The organism is Escherichia sp. HH091_1A (assembly GCF_030295175.1).
Classification (GTDB): Bacteria; Pseudomonadota; Gammaproteobacteria; order Enterobacterales; family Enterobacteriaceae; genus Escherichia; species Escherichia coli_F.
Window position 1 is genome coordinate 12,670 of record NZ_AP025749.1, and the last position, 19,010, is coordinate 31,679.

At 46.1% G+C, this 19,010-nt stretch carries 27 protein-coding genes, 1 tRNA gene and 1 pseudogene; all 29 read left to right on the forward strand.

Features of this window, described 5'->3' with window-relative positions; translation table 11 throughout:
* The first annotated feature begins 105 nt into the window (after positions 1-105).
* Positions 106-1,173, forward strand: coding sequence for a DUF3560 domain-containing protein (locus tag QUF14_RS28575; RefSeq protein WP_096040784.1), 1,068 nt, complete (start codon positions 106-108; stop codon positions 1,171-1,173).
* 77 nt (positions 1,174-1,250) lie between these two features.
* Positions 1,251-1,532 carry a helix-turn-helix domain-containing protein gene (locus QUF14_RS28580; protein WP_000823235.1) on the forward strand — a complete coding sequence of 94 codons (282 nt, stop codon included), beginning with the start codon at positions 1,251-1,253 and terminating at the stop codon, positions 1,530-1,532.
* Positions 1,529-1,894 carry a hypothetical protein gene (locus tag QUF14_RS28585; RefSeq protein WP_001521425.1) on the forward strand — a complete coding sequence of 122 codons (366 nt, stop codon included), beginning with the start codon at positions 1,529-1,531 and terminating at the stop codon, positions 1,892-1,894. The genes QUF14_RS28580 and QUF14_RS28585 overlap by 4 nt, the downstream gene beginning before the upstream one ends.
* Positions 1,895-1,923: 29 nt before the next feature.
* A complete protein-coding gene (locus tag QUF14_RS28590; protein WP_001706266.1) occupies positions 1,924-2,082 on the forward strand; it encodes a hypothetical protein in 159 nt (52 codons plus the stop codon).
* The gene (locus QUF14_RS28595; RefSeq protein WP_042968900.1) at positions 2,079-2,762 is read left to right on the forward strand and encodes an ASCH domain-containing protein; all 684 of its coding nucleotides are present in this window, start codon (positions 2,079-2,081) and stop codon (positions 2,760-2,762) included. Before QUF14_RS28590 ends, QUF14_RS28595 begins: the two co-directional genes overlap by 4 nt.
* A gap of 2 nt (positions 2,763-2,764) precedes the next feature.
* Entirely contained in the window at positions 2,765-3,109 is a 345-nt protein-coding gene (locus tag QUF14_RS28600) for a hypothetical protein (RefSeq protein ID WP_032271980.1), read from the forward strand.
* On the forward strand, positions 3,102-3,698 hold the full coding sequence (locus QUF14_RS28605; protein ID WP_115785764.1) for an ead/Ea22-like family protein: 597 nt from the start codon (positions 3,102-3,104) through the stop codon (positions 3,696-3,698). The genes QUF14_RS28600 and QUF14_RS28605 overlap by 8 nt, the downstream gene beginning before the upstream one ends.
* On the forward strand, positions 3,685-3,870 hold the full coding sequence (locus tag QUF14_RS28610) for a hypothetical protein (protein WP_042968898.1): 186 nt from the start codon (positions 3,685-3,687) through the stop codon (positions 3,868-3,870). The genes QUF14_RS28605 and QUF14_RS28610 overlap by 14 nt, the downstream gene beginning before the upstream one ends.
* 379 nt (positions 3,871-4,249) lie before the next feature.
* A complete protein-coding gene (locus QUF14_RS28615; protein WP_001271967.1) occupies positions 4,250-4,645 on the forward strand; it encodes a phage holin family protein in 396 nt (131 codons plus the stop codon).
* On the forward strand, positions 4,632-4,928 hold the full coding sequence (locus QUF14_RS28620; protein WP_000254764.1) for a phage holin family protein: 297 nt from the start codon (positions 4,632-4,634) through the stop codon (positions 4,926-4,928). Before QUF14_RS28615 ends, QUF14_RS28620 begins: the two co-directional genes overlap by 14 nt.
* A complete protein-coding gene (locus QUF14_RS28625) occupies positions 4,912-5,457 on the forward strand; it encodes a glycoside hydrolase family 108 protein (protein ID WP_024179329.1) in 546 nt (181 codons plus the stop codon). The genes QUF14_RS28620 and QUF14_RS28625 overlap by 17 nt, the downstream gene beginning before the upstream one ends.
* Complete coding sequence (locus QUF14_RS28630) at positions 5,454-5,732, forward strand: hypothetical protein (RefSeq protein ID WP_000147212.1); 279 nt, start codon at positions 5,454-5,456, stop codon at positions 5,730-5,732. Before QUF14_RS28625 ends, QUF14_RS28630 begins: the two co-directional genes overlap by 4 nt.
* A gap of 293 nt (positions 5,733-6,025) precedes the next feature.
* Positions 6,026-6,101 (forward strand) — tRNA-Ile (locus QUF14_RS28635).
* A 308-nt stretch (positions 6,102-6,409) separates the two neighbouring features.
* Positions 6,410-6,997 (forward strand): MT-A70 family methyltransferase, encoded by a 588-nt coding sequence (locus QUF14_RS28640; RefSeq protein ID WP_023278667.1) that lies wholly within the window; start codon positions 6,410-6,412, stop codon positions 6,995-6,997.
* Between the two features lie 112 nt (positions 6,998-7,109).
* A complete protein-coding gene (locus QUF14_RS28645; protein WP_001523045.1) occupies positions 7,110-7,379 on the forward strand; it encodes a hypothetical protein in 270 nt (89 codons plus the stop codon).
* Entirely contained in the window at positions 7,379-7,576 is a 198-nt protein-coding gene (locus QUF14_RS28650) for a hypothetical protein (protein WP_001222808.1), read from the forward strand. Before QUF14_RS28645 ends, QUF14_RS28650 begins: the two co-directional genes overlap by 1 nt.
* Positions 7,577-7,650: 74 nt before the next feature.
* On the forward strand, positions 7,651-8,106 hold the full coding sequence (locus tag QUF14_RS28655; protein WP_042038383.1) for a hypothetical protein: 456 nt from the start codon (positions 7,651-7,653) through the stop codon (positions 8,104-8,106).
* Positions 8,107-8,495: 389 nt separating this feature from the next.
* A pseudogene (locus tag QUF14_RS28660) lies at positions 8,496-8,780 on the forward strand (tail fiber assembly protein); the annotation flags it as partial.
* Entirely contained in the window at positions 8,781-9,206 is a 426-nt protein-coding gene (locus QUF14_RS28665; protein WP_042038411.1) for a hypothetical protein, read from the forward strand. It abuts the pseudogene before it with no gap.
* Positions 9,207-9,440: 234 nt separating this feature from the next.
* Positions 9,441-10,064: a ParB/Srx family N-terminal domain-containing protein gene (locus tag QUF14_RS28670; protein ID WP_042038382.1), complete on the forward strand. Its 624-nt coding sequence runs from the start codon at positions 9,441-9,443 to the stop codon at positions 10,062-10,064.
* A complete protein-coding gene (locus QUF14_RS28675; RefSeq protein ID WP_001443071.1) occupies positions 10,064-11,437 on the forward strand; it encodes a methyltransferase domain-containing protein in 1,374 nt (457 codons plus the stop codon). The genes QUF14_RS28670 and QUF14_RS28675 overlap by 1 nt, the downstream gene beginning before the upstream one ends.
* Before the next feature lie 16 nt (positions 11,438-11,453).
* Positions 11,454-12,173 carry a hypothetical protein gene (locus QUF14_RS28680; RefSeq protein WP_243040804.1) on the forward strand — a complete coding sequence of 240 codons (720 nt, stop codon included), beginning with the start codon at positions 11,454-11,456 and terminating at the stop codon, positions 12,171-12,173.
* Between the two features lie 542 nt (positions 12,174-12,715).
* Positions 12,716-13,306: a ParB/Srx family N-terminal domain-containing protein gene (locus QUF14_RS28685; RefSeq protein ID WP_001185429.1), complete on the forward strand. Its 591-nt coding sequence runs from the start codon at positions 12,716-12,718 to the stop codon at positions 13,304-13,306.
* Positions 13,306-13,857 carry a hypothetical protein gene (locus tag QUF14_RS28690; RefSeq protein WP_001019009.1) on the forward strand — a complete coding sequence of 184 codons (552 nt, stop codon included), beginning with the start codon at positions 13,306-13,308 and terminating at the stop codon, positions 13,855-13,857. Before QUF14_RS28685 ends, QUF14_RS28690 begins: the two co-directional genes overlap by 1 nt.
* A gap of 5 nt (positions 13,858-13,862) precedes the next feature.
* Complete coding sequence (locus QUF14_RS28695) at positions 13,863-15,719, forward strand: phage terminase large subunit family protein (RefSeq protein WP_001406385.1); 1,857 nt, start codon at positions 13,863-13,865, stop codon at positions 15,717-15,719.
* Between the two features lie 11 nt (positions 15,720-15,730).
* Complete coding sequence (locus QUF14_RS28700; RefSeq protein ID WP_001058287.1) at positions 15,731-15,970, forward strand: DUF6148 family protein; 240 nt, start codon at positions 15,731-15,733, stop codon at positions 15,968-15,970.
* Positions 15,967-17,541 (forward strand): phage portal protein, encoded by a 1,575-nt coding sequence (locus QUF14_RS28705; protein WP_001022885.1) that lies wholly within the window; start codon positions 15,967-15,969, stop codon positions 17,539-17,541. The genes QUF14_RS28700 and QUF14_RS28705 overlap by 4 nt, the downstream gene beginning before the upstream one ends.
* Entirely contained in the window at positions 17,534-18,598 is a 1,065-nt protein-coding gene (locus QUF14_RS28710; RefSeq protein ID WP_001673364.1) for a head maturation protease, ClpP-related, read from the forward strand. The genes QUF14_RS28705 and QUF14_RS28710 overlap by 8 nt, the downstream gene beginning before the upstream one ends.
* Positions 18,599-18,607: 9 nt before the next feature.
* The gene (locus QUF14_RS28715; protein ID WP_001209256.1) at positions 18,608-18,991 is read left to right on the forward strand and encodes a hypothetical protein; all 384 of its coding nucleotides are present in this window, start codon (positions 18,608-18,610) and stop codon (positions 18,989-18,991) included.
* Positions 18,992-19,010: the final 19 nt, after the last annotated feature.

Below are 19,010 nucleotides of genomic sequence, written 5' to 3' on the forward strand. Positions count from 1 at the left end.
TATAATTATAGATTTATATAAAAGTGCTTTACAGGTGGGAAAAAATTTCCTAAGGTTATACCCGAAACCGAGCGATACCCGCCCTGGTTAAACCGGAGAAATCTGATGAATAAACAAGAAATTATTTCTGACTGGATCAACAACCCTAACAGCCTGTTAAGCACTGATACTGGCTACCTATTACGCCATGTTAATGGTCGTATGGTCAAAAGCGATGAGCACGAAACCTTTTTCTTTGTTGAAGACGATGGGCGCATCTATGAGGATGGTTACTCTTATGAAGCCCAAACTGGTTGTATCCCTGCGGAGCTGGTGGACGTAACAGAAGATCTGCGCAAAGCATGGCTTGAACAGCAGCAGCGCGGAGATGATTACGTAAACACCTATCAGGAACGCCAGAACGCGCGTCTTGCCCGATATATTGCTCGTGCAGAAAAAGCCAGAAAAGAAGGTGCGGTAGCGCATAAGCGAGCGCATGACCTGTTGGATGTGATCCCGTTAGGCCAGCCGATTTTAGTTGACCATTATAGCGCGAAAGGCCATCGCCGCCGTTTGTCTAAAGCTGATGCGTTATTAAGAAAAGCGTTTGTTGAATGCGAAAGTAAAGCATCACACTACGAGAGCAAAGCCGCAGGTGTTGGTCGTAATGGAATTTCGTCTGATGATCCTGATGCGCTATTTAAGTTGCTTCGTAAGCTGCAAGGCTGCATGAAGTCACACGTCAAAATGAAGGCCGCAAATAAGGCCATTCGCAAATACAAAAAAGACCAATTACAGCAGCTTTCTGCATTAATCGATCTCAGGTTTACAGAAAGCGAAGCCAAAGAGTTACTGGCCGGAGATTTCTGTGGGCGCATCGGATTCCCTTCATACGCACTGAGCAACAATAACGCCGAAATCAAACGACTACAGAGCCGTATTAAGGAGCTTGAATCGGTCAAGTCTGTAACAGGAGCACAGCGCGAAGAATACGACGGCTTTTCTATGGAGATAGATCCAGAGGATAACCGCATCCTGTTTTATTTCCCTGGCAAACCAGAGGCAAACATTCGTTCGCTGCTTAAATCACGCGCCTTTAAGTGGAGTCCAACCCGTAATGCATGGGTTCGCAAGATTACTCCAAACGCCCTGGCTGATGCCCGATATCTAAAAGAATCGCTATTGAAAGCCTGACAGTAAGCCTACGGCGGGACGTCTCCCGCCGTATATAGAATTATATATTTATATAAATGTATAAGGATGCCTCGACAATGAAACGCAAAATTATTAACCCCCAAGATGTGATTAATTTCCTGACCGATCACCCATGTTCAAAAGTGGACGTAATCGCGGAGCACATTGGTGTGTCGCAGAACTCTATGCGTTGCAGACTGAGAAGCATGGTTGCCGAAGGACAGATAACAACCAGGAAAATAAATGGTTGCCTGTACTACTCCGCTAAACCGGAATTGCCATTTGGCATGAATCCTAACTCCATGTTGTTTAACACCTTATTAGCCAAAGTTAAGCCGTTGAGAGGGGCTGTGGCATGAGCATCAAAACACATACCGGAATAATCATTACCAATGATGGTGAGAAAAAAGTGAAGTTGCGCGAGACGCCGACAACCTGGTGTGTTGGTCCGAAAGAAACATATCGCAAGGAAGATGGCCGTCGTTGTGGGGCACCACTTTCCCGCCGTCGCCTCCTTTTGAGCACGATAAAACCTATCGGGCAGGTTGAGCAACCAACGACTCCGGTAACGAAGATTTCAGACAAGAGTCTGGCAAACCTGATCGCCGATGCGGACAAGGTGCTGGAGCGGAACACCCCAGTAGCCGATGAAGAATGGTGGCAGGATTTCCGAGCCGCAATGCTAGAGCTTCAGGAACGTCGTCGGGAGGAGTTGAAGTGAGCAAGAAAAATGCCGGATGGGTCAGGCCAATGAAGGCGAATAAACATCATTATTTTAATGAAGGTGAAGTGACCAGCATTTGCGGCCGTTGGATGTATTTTGGTGATTACCGTGAGCCAGACACTTTTGAGAGTCCTGATGATTGCGTGTCTTGTCGCCGGAAATTGAACAAGGTGGCTTCTAAATGAAAGAACGTGGTGTTGTTTTTAATGACGATATGGTTAGGGCCATCCTCGAAGGAAGGAAGACGCAGACTCGCCGACCTGTAAAAAATGTCAGGGCCGATAACTGCCTGGTTATCCGTAAACCGACAAAGAAACGCAATGGTGTCTATACCCACGTTATGGATGCACCTGAACATGGTTTATGCCCGTTCGGTAACGTTGGTGATCGCATATGGGTCCGTGAAGCGTGGGCGATATTAGGCAATGAGGATGGTTGCAGTGTGGACTGGAACGACAACCTTTGTCGTGGCGATGAGAAGAACGCAGCAAGGATTTATCGGGCCAGTTGTGAGCAAAAACCGGGGGATTATGGCTTATGGTCGATACCCGATGATGCCGACTGGAAGCCTCACACTGTGAATGAAAAGTTTGATGGCGGGTGGTGTCCATCAATTCACATGCCGCGCTGGGCTTCGCGTATTTTGCTGGAAATTACCGACGTGCGTGTGGAGCGGCTGCATGACATGAGCGAGGCAGATGCTAAAGCAGAAGGCGCAACTCCGGCGACGTACAAGATTACGCCACCTGAAGCTGTTTATCGCGTTGGCTTTGGTGATATCTGGCGCGGTATTTACGGGCAAGAGAACTGGCTATCTAACCCGTGGGTATGGGTAATTGAGTTTAAGCGTATTCAGGAAGCATAACTATGAGCAAATCACTTAACGCACGCTGCATCCGTCGCTGGACCGTCGAATTTAAAGGTCGCTGCGACTCAAAATATAGCCCGTATTGGCGTAAGCGTGACCTGCGGGGGTACATCCGTGAGGTTGCACTGACCACCGCGGATTGCATGGTCGAGCGTATGGCTGAGGATAATGCGATGGTAGATTTTCAGGGGGCTAATCGAGGATGGTCGCCGGAGTTCTCTGCCTGGTACCACGAACGCCGTGAACAGTATCTCAAAGAGGCGCGCGACCATCTGAACGAAGACGCCACCAATGACGAGGTTGACGAGGAGATTCAGAACGAGCTGGAGGCCTGGAATGACTAACAGCACAGCAATTAACTATCAGGCACTGCGTGAGGCGGCACAGAACGCGAAAAAGAATTACAAGCGAGGCGAGCAAGCTGTTGCCGAATTTGAGTCCTTGATAACGCCACACATTGTGCTGGGGCTTCTGGATGAACGGGAAAGAAACCAGCAATACATAAAACGCCGTGACCAGGAGAACGAGGAAATTGCGCTAACGGTAGGGAAGCTGCGTGTTGAGCTGGAAGCCGCAGAGAAGCGCAACGCAAAATTACAAAGCGAGAATGCATACATCCGCAACAGGTACAAAGAACTGGACCTATTAATCGGGAAAAACATTCTGGTCATGCAGGCTGCCATTATCGAATGGCAATCGACTGGCGACGCTAAAAGCGGACTGGCATGGATTTATAACACACTGTTTGGTCCAGGCGAATTGCCGGACGAATCTGAGAAAGATGCTCAGGCCTACTTTAATCGCAAATATGCACCGATTGACGAAAAGCTCATGGAGCTTCACAAGTGGTTTTGGGAACAAAGTGAAGCCGAGCGCGCCGCTGGAATTCGCACCAAAGGAGACGCAGGAGAGCAAAACGATGAAAAACCGTAAAGCTAAGATGCTTATCTCCCGTGTATACAGACTTTGCTATCCCAGCCAGTGGTTGAGAGTTAGCAATCGCCGTGTGGTGTTGTTCTCATTTTCTGGAATTGCCAGAGAGGGAGTAAAAGAGAAGCGCAGCGCGGCGCAAAACCGCTGGAAAAACCACTTATATAAGCTGTAGTGAGAAACCATGCGCTTACGAGCAGTATTCAGATATTCAGAGCGGGTAATGAAGCACATACAACCGAAAACATGGCAGAAACTGGACTCTATGGGAGTTAAGTTGGAGAAGATTACTCAACTTAAGCAGTGGCATATCGGCGAATATTATGGAAGTCCTGGTCGGGATGTTCGGTTGGTAAAAAGTTGAACATTGCTTTTTTATTGATCGATTAACCACGATATGAAGGTTTTTTTATGGGAAAACCTTGTTTTAGGTGGTAACTGGGTGTAGTGTTTCATTTAACGTAGTAAAACTGCGTTAAGCGATTACCGCGTAATTTGTTGCTTTATGAAGCCCTGCCTTTTTCGGCGGGGCTTTTTTTTTAACGAGGATTTCAATGTCAGCAGAACCAATTTCCGGTACGGCCGTTGCTGCTGGTGGCCTGATGGGTGCCAGCGTTTTTGGTATTGCAACTGGTATTGATTACGGCGTTGTATTCGGGGCATTTGCTGGCGCTGTTTTCTATGTTGCTACAGCGGTGAATATTAGCCGTCTCAAGCTGATTGGCTATTTCTTTACATCGTTCATTGTTGGAGTGATTGGAGCGCCGTTAGTTGGCTCATTTCTTGCCAAATGGACCAGCTACAACGATCGACCTCTTGATGCGCTTGGTGCGGTTATTGTGGCTGCATTGACAATTAAAATCCTCACGTTCGTAAACAGCCAGGATCTCGGTAGCATCTTTGGAATGCTTTCCCGCTTACGTGGAGGGGGTTCAAATGGTAAGCAGTGACCCGTCAGCACTGATTAATGCGGTGCTTTGCACAGTAATAGTAATGGCGCTGATGCTTTATCGACGGAAAGACTCCAGGCATCGTCCATTTGTTTCCTTTCTGGCTTATATCTACGTCATTGTATACGCCAATGTTCCCTTCCGTTATGTGTTCGGTCTTTATCAAGAATCCCACTGGCTGGTGGTTATTGGAAATCTGATTATCTGCATCGTTGTTCTGTATTTCAGGGGCAATCTGGCGCGGATAGTTGACGCATTAGGATTTAATCATGACCAAAGATGAGATTTTTAACAGCATTCTTGGAAAAGAGGGCGGCTATGTGGATCACCCTGACGACAAGGGAGGCCCAACAAAGTGGGGCATTACTCAGAACACTGCCCGTGCTCATGGATACCGTGGCGATATGCGCGATTTAACCCGCGAACAGGCACTAGAAATCCTTGAGGCTGATTACTGGTACGGACCACGCTTTGATCAGGTGGCCGCATTATCCTCTGATATTGCCGCAGAGCTGTGTGATACCGGTGTGAATATGGGGCCAACAGTGGCGTCCAAAATGCTTCAACGCTGGCTGAATGTGTTCAATCTGCGTGGGAAGCTGTATCCCGATTTGGATGCAGATGGACGAATCGGTCCACGTACCATTAATGCGCTGCGTGCTTATCTTGGGAATCGGGGAAAAGACGGCGAACGGGTGATGCTGACGTCGCTGAACTGTACGCAGGGCGAACGCTATCTGGAGTTGGCGGAGAAGCGCGAGGCGAATGAGTCGTTTGTCTACGGCTGGATGAAAGAGCGAGTGGTGGTATGACTGGTTTGAAGGCCGTTTTGTCATTTATTGGCACAATTATATTGGTTGCATTCGGCGCGTTTGGTTTTGGTCGTATGAAGGGGCGAGAAAAGGCCGAAGATGAAGCTGAAAAGCAGCGCATTAATGAGAATGCAGCCGCCGTAAAAGCCACTGCGGAGCGGCGTATAGAAGTGACAAAAGAGGTGGGCAATGTACAGCAGAGTGTTAACCATATGGCTGATGACGATGTTGATCGCGAGCTGCGGGAGTCGTGGAAGCGTCCCGGTGGTGGTTGATACCGCCTGTGATTGGGTAAAGCCCATCTACCTGACTGATCACGATATCGATGTTATGGACCGCCAGACAAAGAAAGATATTCTGGCTCATAACAGGGCATGGGAAATCAACTGTCCAAAGTAATATATATTTCTATAATTATATAAATATATAGTTACAACATTCTATGCGCTTTTCTCATTAGCGCATGCATCAACCATGTTTGTCTGATATGCCGCCGCGCCCAAAAATCCTGAATTTATTGGCTGGGATTTTCGTGCGCGGCGCCACACCAGACAAACAGATCAAATATGGCCCCTTAGCTCAGTGGTTAGAGCAGGCGACTCATAATCGCACGGTCATCGGTTCAAATCCGGTAGGGGCCACCAATTCACTCTCACACATAAAGATAAGCGCGGTGGAGTTACTTCCTTCGTGCTCATCTTTATGCGTGCCTGGTGCGCATTTCGGGCGAACGTGGGGCTAAGTTACAGGCAGGGCCTGTTATCCGCAAAGGGGTAAAAGCTGGAGCGGCGCGGAACTGTAGCCGTGTTACCAAAACAGCGTTGTCGGGCGATATCCGGCACACAACAGGCAAGGGCATTAATCAGTCTGGTTAGTGCCCTTTTCGTTGTGTTTGCTGTAGAGCTGGCCAGCGTTATGACTGCCGGAGATAAGCGCCGGAGGCACAACTAACATGGAGGCAATTGCATTGTTTAATCTGATTTATGCAGATCCCCCCTGGGAATACAAAGACAAGTGTAAGGATGGGAATCGTGGAGCTGGTTTTAAGTATCCAACGATGAAAGCTGAGGAGATTGCTCGTATTCCTGTCTGGCAGCTTGCTAATCCTGAATCGTGTTTGTTGGCCATGTGGTGGGTTCCGACTCAGCCAGAAGAAGCGTTGCTGGTGGTGAAAGCATGGGGATTCAGGCTGATGACCATGAAGGGCTTCACATGGAACAAATGTGGTAGCCGACAGCCAGATAAGCTGGTGATGGGGATGGGGCATATGACTCGTGCGAACAGTGAAGATTGCTTGTTTGCGGTAAAAGGCAAACTGCCGACTCGCCTTGATGCGGGGATCATTCAGTCGTTTACATCGCCTCGTCTGGAACATTCACGGAAGCCTGATGTGGTTCGTGACAAGCTGGTAAGACTGTTAGGTGATGTTCCTCGTATTGAGCTGTTTGCTCGCGGTGATTTACCTGATGGCTGGCATGGCTGGGGCAACCAGTGCAACGGAGGTATCCAGTTGCATGATGCTCTCTGGCAAGTGTCATAGAATTATATAATTATAGATTTATATAAAAAGTGCTTTACAGGTGGGAAAAAATTTCCTAAGGTTATAACCGAAACCGAGCGATACCCGCCCTGGTTAAACCGGAGATAACCCGATGAAAGTACAAGACCGTGAAGTAGTAAAAAACCTCCTGCAATACCTGACCTCAAAAAACCTGACTGGCAGCGTTGAGTTCCGTGAAGCGTTAAAACATTTCAACGTCACTACGGTTTATCGTTGGGAAAACAAACATTCTGAAAGACCGTATGTGGTGGATGTTTTTGCGCCTGATATTGAGTGCGGTTTTGAGCGCCATTCATTCAAAAAGAAACATTCCGCTGATGTTTTTTGTGAGGTTGTATGTGCGGCAGGAGATGATGAGTGATGCGTATTTCCTTCAAACGTGCGACTGAGCAGCAACGCAAAGAGTTCCTGGCTGATGATGTAGCGGCCGTTTATGACCTCATGAAAGAGGTTGTGGAATCAGGGAACTACACGGCGGCAAAGATGCTTAAACTGCAATTCTTGCTGGGCGACCTGAAATACAAATCCGAAGTTGTCGCCGGACGACGCGAGCATTAAACCGTAACGATAACGAACAACGAGCCTCGGCAATTGCCGGGGCTTTTTTACATCCAGACAAAGGAGAACATGGGATGCCTTCGACAAGCACCAAAAAAGAAATGGCGATTAGTGATGTGCTTTACGCGCTTTCGATTATGTGTGACGGAGCAATGATGAGGATGAAAGTCCTCCATGAAGCATACGGAAAAAGTCACGATGAGGCAGCCAAAGAGTGCCTGAATGAGATTGTGGACTTCCTTGATAGTTATCGGTCGCTGATAGCTCTCGATAACCAGCCGCAAGCCGAAGAATGCCAGAAGCGCGAGTATAAAACGATATATGGGAATAAGTTCTCCTGTCTAAGCGAGTTGGCTGCAAAGGTGGCCGACATTCTGGAGAACAACGGCGGTCGAATGCGTCAGGTTAGCTATCTGGCTGAATATGAATCTCTAATCATGTTAGTTGATTATTTAGTTGATACCGGAGCTTTACAGCTCAACTGCGTAAGGCTATCTGGTCATCCGATAAAAATGAATGGAAGGATATAACCGTGGACTTGCCGAGTGATTTGTTCTGGTTTCCGCTTCCAATAAGAGATTTGTTGGTATTTCTGGCTGGCGCTTACGTCTGGAGAAAAGCGAAAGACACCTCGTTATCTTTGAGGTTTGTTTTAGCTATATCGGTAGGAACCGCGCTGGGGACGGCGTATCTCTTGACATTACTGGAGATATTCATTGAAGAATGGATAGTTTCATGAATGGTGTTGGCATTTTTCTGATGGTTGTGGCCGTGTGTTTTTGTATCTCGCTGGTGGTTATTGCTGGTGTCCTGTGGCGCATCTTAGTGGCGCAGAGAGCTTTTCGGCGTAAGCGGGAGCAATTGCGGTCAGGGTGCGTTTCATTCAAGTCAATGAGATAGATGTAGGGTTATTTATATGATGCATTTAAAAAATATCAGTGCGCCGCTTATTGATCCCCGCGGCAAACATCCAGATGTGCTACCGCTTTTTACTGAAGACGGAAGAAATTGGTATGAGGAGCAGAAGAAATTTCAGCCTCACACTTTAAAGATGATGTATGACAATAACGGCATTATCCGCAGTGTTTCGAAAGATGTATCGTTGCTTTGCCCGGATGGGATGAGTGTTATTGAGTTACCTGATACCGATGAGTATCGAAAAGTAGATAACACAGGTGATTGGCTCGTCAAAGATGTTCAAATTGTGAAGCGTGAAGGTCCAGAGCAGCGAGAAAACTCACCGATATCTATTGGTGCAGAGTCTGTTCCGTTTAAGTTTGAATTATCCCAACTGGTAACAATGCGTATCAGTGACGAATGGGGAGAAGTTCAAGCCCGTGCTCAGTATGCAAATGGCGAAAACCAGTATCTGATTCACTATCAGGCGGCTGATGGCCGTGCTACTACAGAGTGGTTCGGTGAGTCGATGCTGATTGCGATGGAGGATAAACGTCATCCTGGCTGTCCTGTTTTTGCCTGTATTGATCTGCCAGAAGGCGCGGTACTTGAAGACGACAAAGAAGAATGGTCGCCTGATGGCGAACTTGTCATTACCGGAATCGTGGATGGTAAGCCGAGATACTCTCGCATTGAGGTAAATAACGGCCACATCTGTTTGATACCAGAGTAACGCATTACAGCAGCTCTTGTGCTTATCAGGGGCTGCGATAATGCGCAAACCAAAGCTGCCTCATTAACTCCAGCTCATTGTGGAGTTAATGCTGGTGGCTTTTTTATTACTGGAAGGTGGGCGACCGCCGTCAGTTGCGACCTGACGACAGTCATTCATACCCACAGGGTGCCGTGGATACAAACCGAGGCCCACTTGCTTGCACAAGCGAGGGGATTTTAGCGGATAAACGGCATGACAAAACAACTTAATGTGGTTTCTTTACCACTTTCTGTGTTGATTGGTTATGAAAAGAACGCTCGCACACACTCCGTGGAGCAGGTAGATCAGATTGTTGCCAGCATACAGGAGTACGGATGGACTAATCCGATCCTGATAGACGAGAACAACGTTGTAATTGCTGGTCATGGTCGAATTGCTGCGGCCACTCAGTTGGGGATGGATGATGTTCCCTGCATTGTTCTGGCTGGGCTAACGGAGAATCAGAAGAAGGCATATCGTCTGGCCGACAACCGTATTCCGCTGAATGCTGGTTGGGATGAAGAGTTGTTAAGCGCGGAGCTTGCAGATCTTGCGGCCGATGATTTTGCTCTGGACTCAATTGGTTTTACTCAGCGCGAACTGGATAACTTATTGAGTGTGGCGGTCTACGATGACACAGAAGGTATGGATATCCCATTTGAGAAGGATGAGGCCAAATCAGGCGTAAAAGTTCAGTACCTGTCATTTGGAGGTCATAAAATCCCGGCAACGGATGAGGAAGCGGATCGTTTTGACTGCGCGGTGTCTCGTTATGTTGATGATAATGGCAGCTATATCGGATTTGTATCCGCATTGCTGGCTGGGGAGGTGTGCTGATGCTTCACCTCAATTACGACATAACGCACCTACGCGGCGCGGAATATAACCCGCGTTTTATCGGTGAGGATGATCTTGCGAGGCTGGCGGAAAGCGTCAGGGAGCTGGGGCTTGTGAAGCCATTGATAGTGCGCGGCGATTTGCTGGTGGCGGGACACCAAAGGACGAAGGCGCTACGTAAATTGGGAATAACGCGTGCTGCGGTGTATGTGTTGCCCTGTGAAACGACGGTATACGACGAAGTACGGTTTAACCAACTGCATAACGGAACGGATTTTGATAGCGGAGATGAGCGTTGCAGGGTGTCCGGTCTGGAAGATAAGCATGGTTTTGTTCAGGTATCGGCAAGCCAGATCTCAGGCAATATGCGCGCGAAAATGGCATATGTTCGAAAGAACATAGCGGAACTGGTTATCAAGTATGGTCCGTGGGGTGGTTGTGTTGCTACTCAGTCTGGTGAGGTTATTCACTGTGCTCAGTATGCATTAGCAGCGAAAATGACGCGCACACCGCTAACGGTGTTTGTGATCCCTGATGTTGAGAAGGAAAAATACCAAAGTTATCTGAATAAAACTTATGGTGTATTTGAGTATTCTCATCTGGAGAAAACAACATACATCCAGACGTATGCGCAGCTTATGCGGTTGCGTAATGGTGGCAGCCTGAAATCAAATCTGTATGAGTCGTTGATCCTCCCGATCATTGCTAAGACGCCAAGAGGAATTGATTTTGGTTCGGGGCAGGGAGACTACGCGCGAATGCTCAGGGCAAAGGGATATAACCTGCATGATCTCGAGCTTTTCCGCCGTAAGGGCGCTGGAAACACTCTGGATAGGGCTGCAACAAACCGAATGATTGATACGCTGGTGGACGACTTAAAAACGCGAGGGCGTTACGACTACGTGATTTGCGATAGCGTTTTGAACTCGGTCGATAGTGTCGAGGCTGAATGGTCCGTTCTGACGGTTCTGAAAGGCCTGTGTAAAGCTGGTGGGTCAATATTCTTTTCTGGTCGTAGCCGTGGAGAGCTGGAAACAGTCCTGAAGCAAACACAAGCGGCGAGTTCCAAAAGCCGGCTTTATTTTATTGATCATAACGGTTTTACCGCGTTGTACCGGAAGGGGCACTGGTTTTACCAGAAGTTTCACTCTGATGATGAAGTGAAGCAGTTGTGTCGTGTACATGGTTTCAGGATTAAGCGGTCAATATTCAACTGTAAGAGCTGGTATTTGCACGTCATTAACGATGATTCCCTTAGTTGGGCGAGTCTGGAGAAAGCTGTTCGTTTTGAGTTTGAGTTGCCGTTGCCTGGTGGTTCAACAATCGGACGATCTGATGATGTGCTGGCGGCTTTCCGGCCGTTGATTAAGTAGTGTGTAGGAGGCGCTGGTGGCTGACAGAATTGAGATAAAGATGGATTTTTCTTCTCAGGATATTCAACGACAACTCCAGCGCCTTGAAGAACGCGAATTGCCGTTCGCAATGGCGCTTGCGGCAACCAGAACGGCAAAGGCTTCTCAGGCTGCGATTAAGAATGAAATTAATCGGGTATTTGACAGGCCCACGCCGTGGATTCAGAACTCTACTTACGTTTTGGCCGCAAAGAAGAGTGATCCTACAGCCATTGTGTATGCTCGTGAATGGGGAGGAACGCCAGCCCCTGTAACGTTGACTCCGCAAATCGAAGGTGGCCAACGACAGTACAAACGCTCAGAAGGGGCGCTAAGGGCTGGTGGATATTTGCCTAACGGCTGGCAGCTTGCTCCTGGTCCCGGCGCAAAGCTGGACAAATACGGGAATATTTCGCGGGGGCAATTACAGCAGGTCTTATCTGGCCTAAGAGTTCAGCGAGATGCGCATCAAAATCGCCGTCAGGGCAAGTCTACGGAGTTTTTTGTTGTTCGACCTGGTACAAGTAACCCGCTTCAACCAGGCGTCTGGCAGCGCGTTGGGCGGCGTCCTACGTTGATCCTTACGTTTATCCAGCAACCTAACTATTCGCAGCGTCTTGATTGGCATGGCGTGGCGCTGCGTGCTGGTGAGGATGCGTTTGCTGATGAAGTCACAAAGGCTATTGATGACATTCTTTCTAAGACCTTCTCTCGTTAATCATCTTGTTATGCAGAGTGTATTCACTGTGTTCTGTAGCGTCGCTCGCTGGCTGTCTGTGGGGGAGCACGAGCATCGTTTCATCGTCCGGCAGAATTGGGTCCTTCTGGCCAAAAGCGTTGGATGCGGGTCATTCGAACCCCGATGTTCGGCTAGCTAAACGTGAAAAAAGTTAGGTTAAAAGTTGCGGTAAAAGAAATTTACTCATCTCATTGAAAAATATCGGGAAAACGTGATTTTTTGCTGTATTTGTGCTGGTAAAAAGAAAGTAGAAAATTTTCTTTTAGATCATCAAGATACGCGCAGATCTTTAACCAATGTGATGTTGTTCTGATAAAAATCGTTATAAATCATGCAAATACATCCAATCTTTTAACCAAAACACCATCTCAAGATCCTTTTTACTTATAAAAACTTAATAAAATCAGATGATTATGCTGGTTTGTGTGATTTTTTATGAGTAAAAAGATCGTCATTTTTCTCTTTTAGTATCAATAAGTTAAACAGTTTTCTTTAACCTGTTGTGTTATGGCGGTTAAAAAATGGCTCTAAAAATCGAATATTTACCAGTCGGTAAGCTGCTCAGATACGCCAAAAATTCACGGACTCATTCAGATGAGCAGGTTGAACAGTTGGTGAACAGTATCCGTGAGTTCGGTTTCACTAATCCTGTGCTGATCGATGAAAAGAATGAACTGATTGCGGGGCATGGTCGGCTTGCAGCAGCCGAAATTCTGGAAATGGATAAAGTTCCGGCGATTCGGTTGAGTAACCTTTCTGAAAAACAGAAGAAGGCTTACAGGATTGCAGATAACAAGCTGGCCTTAAATGCTGGCTGGGATATGCAGCTTCTGGCCGAAGAAGTCAAAGAGTTAATGGATGATGATTTTGATATTGATCTGCTTGGGTTTAATGATGCAGAGCTTGACGAAATGTTAAGCGATGAACAGCCGCAGGAAGAAGACGATAATTCTTCCCCTGTTGTTCAAATTAAGTACCTGGCTATTGATAAAGAACGTATTCCCGCGACGGATATGGAAATTGCATTGTTGCTGGATGTTTATCGTCAGTACCACGACGCGCATGAAACGCATGAGGGATTTGTTCAGTATCTTGCTAATGGTTGCAAGTAATGGCCATCGTCAGTAAGTCAGAGTTTGCTCGCCGGAAAGGTATTTCTCCGGCAATGGTTACGAAGCTCTGTCGTTCCGGTCGCATTCCAGTGCTGAAAAGCGGCAAGCTGGATTTTGATAAAGCCAGTGCGGCTTATGAAGCGAGCCGACAGGTTGGTCGTGAGGTATCTGCTGAAAATGGAAAAAGAGGGCATGGGATATCTTCGGAACAACCAGAGTTACCCGCTGATGATGCCGGATTAGCTGGTGGTACTTCCGGTGTTGCGGTGCAATTCAACAAGGCTAAGACCGCAGAAAAAATTTATCAGGCAAAGCTGAAACGCCTTGAATTTGAAGAAAAGGAAGGCTCTCTCATCGCTAAAGATGCGGTCAGGGATGATGCATTTCTGGCAGCTAATGAATTGCGTAGCCGCTTATTTAGTATTGCTCCAAGAGCAGCTCCCCGTTGTGAAGGCAAAACAGCCAGGGAGATCGAACGCATTATTGAAGACGAGATTAATTTTGCGCTTCAGGCGCTCCAGGAATCCCGATTTATTAAGCAGGAAGAATAAACCTCATGGGCGAAACAGTATGGAGCACCGCTTTTTTCCGTGCGCTTCGCCCTAAATCACGGCTAACTGTTTCCGAATGGGCTGATAAGTATCGTCATGTAGCGCCGGGAACGTCTCCAGAGCCAGGGCCGTGGCGTACAAGCCGAGTGCCATATTTGCGTGAACCAATGGATGTTATTGGTGACGCTGATACAGAAACAGTAGTGATGCAATGTAGCTCGCAAATTGGTAAATCCGAATTACAGCTAAATGTTATGGGTTACTTTGCAGATCAGGAGCCATCTCCTCAGTTGATGATTTATCCAACGGTAGAGGCGGCTGAGGCTTTTTCAAAAGAGCGTATTGATCCGACGTTCAAATATTCCCCTGGTTTGAAACACAAGCTGCATGAAGGGAAAGAGGGGCGCGGTGCAGCCAAAAAGTCCAGCACGACTATACGTATGAAGCATTACGCTGGTGGATATATAGCACTTGTTGGTGCTAATTCCCCAGCAGGTCTTGCATCCAGGCCAATTCGAATACTGTTAGCTGATGAGATTGATCGTTACGGTGTGACGCAGGAGGGCGACCCACTAAAACTAGGTATTCAGCGTACTACCAACTTTCATAATCGTAAGAAAGTTTTTGTTTCTACTCCTGTTTTGGAGGAAACGAGCAAAATCCACAAGTGGTTTAAGCTCTCCGATCAGCGTTACTACCATGTTCCTTGCCCATGTTGTGGCACCATGCAGGTGATGAAATGGTCGCAAGTCAGATGGGATAAGAGCGATTCAGGTGAGGCGTTACCGGAAACGGCCAGATATGAGTGCTGTGAGTGCGGCGGGATTATGCGCGGATCTGGTAAACCAGACGTTGATTGGTTGGCGAAGGGGGTATGGATAGCTGAACATACTGGAGTTAAAGGTATTGTTGGTTTTCATATTAACAGTCTTTACTCCCCGTGGGTTGCATTGTCAGAGCTGGTTGAAGAATTTACGGAAGCAACCAGAAACCGCGATAAAAATGGATTAATGGAGTTTATTAACCTTAAGCTGGGTGAGCCATGGAAAGAGGATGCTAAAGACGATATCGATCCTGAATACTTGTTGCAACGCAGAATAAGGTTTGAAGAGTTTTTACCAGATGATGTTTTATTGTTAAGTGCTGGTGTTGACGTACAGGACACGTATTTAGTTTGTGAATTGGTCGGTTGGGGAAAAGGTAAGGAGTCATGGGGGATAGAATATAAAATATTCCCAGGTGATCCCGCACAAGATGTTGTCTGGAAACAACTTGATGAATACTTACTCCGTAGCTGGTCATTCCGTGACGGTCGAAAATTACAGATTTCTTCCGTTTGTATTGACTCTGGTGGGCATTTTACGACAGAGGTATATCGCTTTACTAAGCCGAGAGAATCAAGGCGAATATACTCTATCAGGGGGCGTGGTGGGGTAGGTTTACCATTTATAGGAAAGCCAAGTAATAATAACCGTGTGGGTGCTATGTTGTTTAATTTGGGGGTTGATGATGGTAAAGGGACCATCATGGCAAGAATTAAACTACATGATCCTGGTCCTGGTTATATGCATTTCCCATTAGATTCTGACAGAGGATATGATACCGAATACTTTAAAGGATTATTATCAGAGAAGAAAATATTTGAATATAAAAATGGGCAGACAAAAGAAAAGTGGGTGAAAGTCTACGAGCGTAACGAGCCTCTTGATTGCCGTAACTATGCAACTGCCGCGATGGAAATTCTGAACCCTAATTTTAACTGGCTTGCCGAACAGGAAATGCGAGGTAATGTGTATGTGCAGAACTCGTCAGGTATACGTAGAAGACGCCGTAGAGTTATAAGTAAAGGCGTAACCATATAGAGGAAATATAAATGAACAATGAAGCATTTTCTCTGACTGAAGCCAGAGAGATGTTATCTGTCTGGCGGGAAGCATATCGCGCTATTGCTATTGGCGGTCAGTCATATAAATTTGGTACGCGGCAGTTAACTCGTGCGGATTTATCAGAAGTCAGAAAAGAGATGGATTACTGGCGTAATGAAGTAGAAAGATTATCAGCAGGTATACGCCGAGGCCCACGAATTAAACGAGTGGTGATAAGAGATTTATGAATATTCTTGATCGAGTTATTGCGCCGTTTTCACCTCAGAGGGCATTAAATCGAGCTTTGGCAAGAAAACGGTTAGAAGCACTTGAAGGTATTAATAACCTTGGATATTCACGTCATGGTGCAAGCACTCATAAAAAATCATTAAGGGGTTGGTTTAGTAAAGCTGGTTCTCCTGATGATGATATTGTTAAAAATATAGATAAATTGCGTGAGCGTTCTCGTGATCTCTTCATGGGAAACCCGCTATCGGTTGGCGCAATAAAAACTATCAGGACAAACGTTGTTGGTTCCGGTTTAAAACTAAATGCGAACATTGATGCCGATTTCTTGGGGATGACGCAGGAAGAAGCGCGAGCATGGGAAAAGCATGTTGAGCGTGAGTTTAGATTATGGGCTGATTCTCCAAATTGTGATGCATCAAGAATGTGTACTTTTGGACAATTGCAATCATTGGTCCAAATATCTGCGTTAACATCTGGCGATATATTTGCTGCGCTACCAGTTATTAAGCGTAAGGGTGTTATATATGATTTGTGCGTCTATTTAATTGAAGGTGATCGTGTTTGCAATCCAGAGGATCGTTTTATACCAAATCTTTACGGTGGCGTAGAGGTTGGTGAATTTAGCGAGCCTGTGGCGTACTGGGTTGCAAAACATCACCCAGCCGGGACTTCTGGTTTTGTAACCCGCAAGTGGGAACGTATTCCCGCATATGGGAGTAAAACAGGAAGAAGAAATATTCTGCATGTCATGCAGGATTTTGAAAGGCCTGGGCAACGTCGTGGCGTTCCTGTCCTTGCTCCTGTTATTGAAGCATTGAAGCAGTTAGGACGATACACCGATGCTGAATTGGTTGCTGCGGTTGTGTCAGGGATGTTTACTGTCTTTATTAAAACAGACGCTCCTGATGGACCAGTCGGTGAATCGGGTATCCCTCAGTACGAGCAGATCGATAACCATGATGATAACACCCAAGAAATGGGGAATGGCTCCATAGTAAGTTTGGGTGAAGGTGAGTCGATAGATACAGCAAATCCCGGGCGACCAAATACGGCATTTGATGGTTTTGTTGTCGCCATATGCCGTCAAATTGGGGCTGCTTTAGAACTCCCTTACGAACTCTTGGTAAAGCATTTTACAGCAAGTTATAGCGCAAGCAGGGCCGCATTACTTGAAGCCTGGAAAATGTTCCGTATGCGACGTGACTGGATGGTTCAGTCATTTTGCCAACCGATCTATGAGGAATGGTTGGCCGAAGCCGTTGCTAAAGGTCGTGTTATTGCCCCTGGTTTTTTTTATGGGCCTGAATATCGCGCTGCATGGAGTGGCGCTCAATGGTATGGCCCATCACAAGGCCAATTAGATCCCCTTAAAGAAGTCAAAGCTGCAAAACTGCGTGTTGAGGAAACATTCTCTACCCGTGAAAAGGAAGCGGCTGAAATGTCAGGTCTTAACTGGGAAGAAACCGCACAAATTTGTGGCAGAGAAGAGAATGCTCGCCGTGAGTTGGGGCTGATTACGCCTCCTGTTTCTGAGGTAAATGAACAAAATATGGAGACAGATGATGCCTAATTGGTGGGAAATAAAAAATAGCACGGGTGAAGATGACTCTCCGGCTGAACTTTTAATCTACGGATATATTGGCGAATTTGATGAGGTTTCTTCTTCTGACATAGTTAATAAATTAAAGGATATATCATCAAATGCTATCAACGTAAAAATTAATAGTTATGGTGGTTCTGTTTTTACTGCTCAAGCTATTCTTTCTTCATTAAAACGTCATAAGGCTAATATTACTGTTTATATTGATGGTATTGCTGCATCGGCTGCAACCATTATTGCAATGGCAGGTGATAAAGTTGTTATCCCATCTAATGCTATGATGATGATCCATAATCCGTGGACATTTGCTGCTGGTGATGCGGATGAACTACGTGATATTGCTGAGATGATGGATAAGATACGAGATAGTATTTTATCTGCATATAAGGAGAAAACAGGGCTTTCTGAGGATAAATTAATTGAACTAATGGATCAGGAAACATGGCTAAATGCAGAAGAGGCTGTAGAGCTTGGATTTGCTGACGAAGTTGAAAAACCAATGCGCTTATCCGCTTCTATAAAGGAAGGGATGCTTTCGCTCAATGGAATAACTTTTGAAGCATCAAGGTTTTCAAAATTACCTGATTCGCTCGCAAAGTTGCCACAAAATAAAAATGAATTATCTACTGAATTAAATGAACAAAATGAGGACGATGTTGTGACTCTTGATGAATTAAAAAATAAACATCCAGAATTATACAATCAGGTTTTTAATGCTGGTAAAGACGAGGGCGTTAAATCAGAACGCGAGCGCATTGAAACAATCGAGAATAGCGTGATTCCAGGTCATGACGACCTGGTTAAGAATGCAAAATTCAAAACGGGAGTTTCTGCGGCTGAACTTGCTTTGGAAATTATGAATGCAGAGCGAGCGCGTAACAAAAACTTTCTTAATCAACGGCAAGAAGACGCAAATGAGGTGAATGATTCAGTTGATGTTAATCAACCAGAAAACAACGGAGATAAACAAGCTGAAGTAGTAAAAAATGTTATTGGGTCAGTATTTAAAAACCGCGATAAAAATTAAGGTGAGTTTATGCGAGAGTCTTTTTCATTTGAACCAGATAATCTGATTATTTCTGGTGGTATGCCAGCAATTACAACAAGTATTAAACTTGCCAGCGGTAAAGTAAATCGAGGTGAGTTGCTTGCTTTTGTCAGTATTGATCAGACAACAAATGTTGTCACTGTAGCACCAATAAATCTCTCTGGTGAGGGGGTGGCAAAAGAACCGTATTGTATCGCTCAACACAGTATTGATGCGACTGATTCAGCGCAAGTTGGAACAGCATGGCTGACCGGAATGTTCAATGCACATGCGGTTATCCTTCCTGAATCAGCAAAGATTGCCGATGTATATCTGGCTTGCCGGAAGGTTGGGATATTCCTTAACACCGCACAACAAAATCCATCTGCATAATATAAAGAGGTCGTATTTT

Excerpts from the sequence above, each read along its gene's own strand:
- QUF14_RS28620 (WP_000254764.1), top strand. The coding sequence starts at position 4,632 with ATGGTAAGCAGTGACCCGTCAGCACTGATTAATGCGGTGCTTTGCACA.
- QUF14_RS28695 (WP_001406385.1), top strand. The coding sequence starts at position 13,863 with ATGGGCGAAACAGTATGGAGCACCGCTTTTTTCCGTGCGCTTCGCCCT.
- QUF14_RS28710 (WP_001673364.1), top strand. The coding sequence starts at position 17,534 with ATGCCTAATTGGTGGGAAATAAAAAATAGCACGGGTGAAGATGACTCT.
- QUF14_RS28690 (WP_001019009.1), top strand. The coding sequence starts at position 13,306 with ATGGCCATCGTCAGTAAGTCAGAGTTTGCTCGCCGGAAAGGTATTTCT.
- QUF14_RS28705 (WP_001022885.1), top strand. The coding sequence starts at position 15,967 with ATGAATATTCTTGATCGAGTTATTGCGCCGTTTTCACCTCAGAGGGCA.
- QUF14_RS28580 (WP_000823235.1), top strand. The coding sequence starts at position 1,251 with ATGAAACGCAAAATTATTAACCCCCAAGATGTGATTAATTTCCTGACC.
- QUF14_RS28615 (WP_001271967.1), top strand. The coding sequence starts at position 4,250 with ATGTCAGCAGAACCAATTTCCGGTACGGCCGTTGCTGCTGGTGGCCTG.
- QUF14_RS28645 (WP_001523045.1), top strand. The coding sequence starts at position 7,110 with ATGAAAGTACAAGACCGTGAAGTAGTAAAAAACCTCCTGCAATACCTG.
- QUF14_RS28585 (WP_001521425.1), top strand. The coding sequence starts at position 1,529 with ATGAGCATCAAAACACATACCGGAATAATCATTACCAATGATGGTGAG.
- QUF14_RS28670 (WP_042038382.1), top strand. The coding sequence starts at position 9,441 with ATGACAAAACAACTTAATGTGGTTTCTTTACCACTTTCTGTGTTGATT.
- QUF14_RS28610 (WP_042968898.1), top strand. The coding sequence starts at position 3,685 with ATGAAAAACCGTAAAGCTAAGATGCTTATCTCCCGTGTATACAGACTT.
- QUF14_RS28595 (WP_042968900.1), top strand. The coding sequence starts at position 2,079 with ATGAAAGAACGTGGTGTTGTTTTTAATGACGATATGGTTAGGGCCATC.
- QUF14_RS28700 (WP_001058287.1), top strand. The coding sequence starts at position 15,731 with ATGAACAATGAAGCATTTTCTCTGACTGAAGCCAGAGAGATGTTATCT.
- QUF14_RS28605 (WP_115785764.1), top strand. The coding sequence starts at position 3,102 with ATGACTAACAGCACAGCAATTAACTATCAGGCACTGCGTGAGGCGGCA.
- QUF14_RS28630 (WP_000147212.1), top strand. The coding sequence starts at position 5,454 with ATGACTGGTTTGAAGGCCGTTTTGTCATTTATTGGCACAATTATATTG.
- QUF14_RS28685 (WP_001185429.1), top strand. The coding sequence starts at position 12,716 with ATGGCTCTAAAAATCGAATATTTACCAGTCGGTAAGCTGCTCAGATAC.
- QUF14_RS28715 (WP_001209256.1), top strand. The coding sequence starts at position 18,608 with ATGCGAGAGTCTTTTTCATTTGAACCAGATAATCTGATTATTTCTGGT.
- QUF14_RS28675 (WP_001443071.1), top strand. The coding sequence starts at position 10,064 with ATGCTTCACCTCAATTACGACATAACGCACCTACGCGGCGCGGAATAT.
- QUF14_RS28655 (WP_042038383.1), top strand. The coding sequence starts at position 7,651 with ATGCCTTCGACAAGCACCAAAAAAGAAATGGCGATTAGTGATGTGCTT.
- QUF14_RS28640 (WP_023278667.1), top strand. The coding sequence starts at position 6,410 with ATGGAGGCAATTGCATTGTTTAATCTGATTTATGCAGATCCCCCCTGG.
- QUF14_RS28600 (WP_032271980.1), top strand. The coding sequence starts at position 2,765 with ATGAGCAAATCACTTAACGCACGCTGCATCCGTCGCTGGACCGTCGAA.
- QUF14_RS28590 (WP_001706266.1), top strand. The coding sequence starts at position 1,924 with ATGAAGGCGAATAAACATCATTATTTTAATGAAGGTGAAGTGACCAGC.
- QUF14_RS28650 (WP_001222808.1), top strand. The coding sequence starts at position 7,379 with ATGCGTATTTCCTTCAAACGTGCGACTGAGCAGCAACGCAAAGAGTTC.
- QUF14_RS28575 (WP_096040784.1), top strand. The coding sequence starts at position 106 with ATGAATAAACAAGAAATTATTTCTGACTGGATCAACAACCCTAACAGC.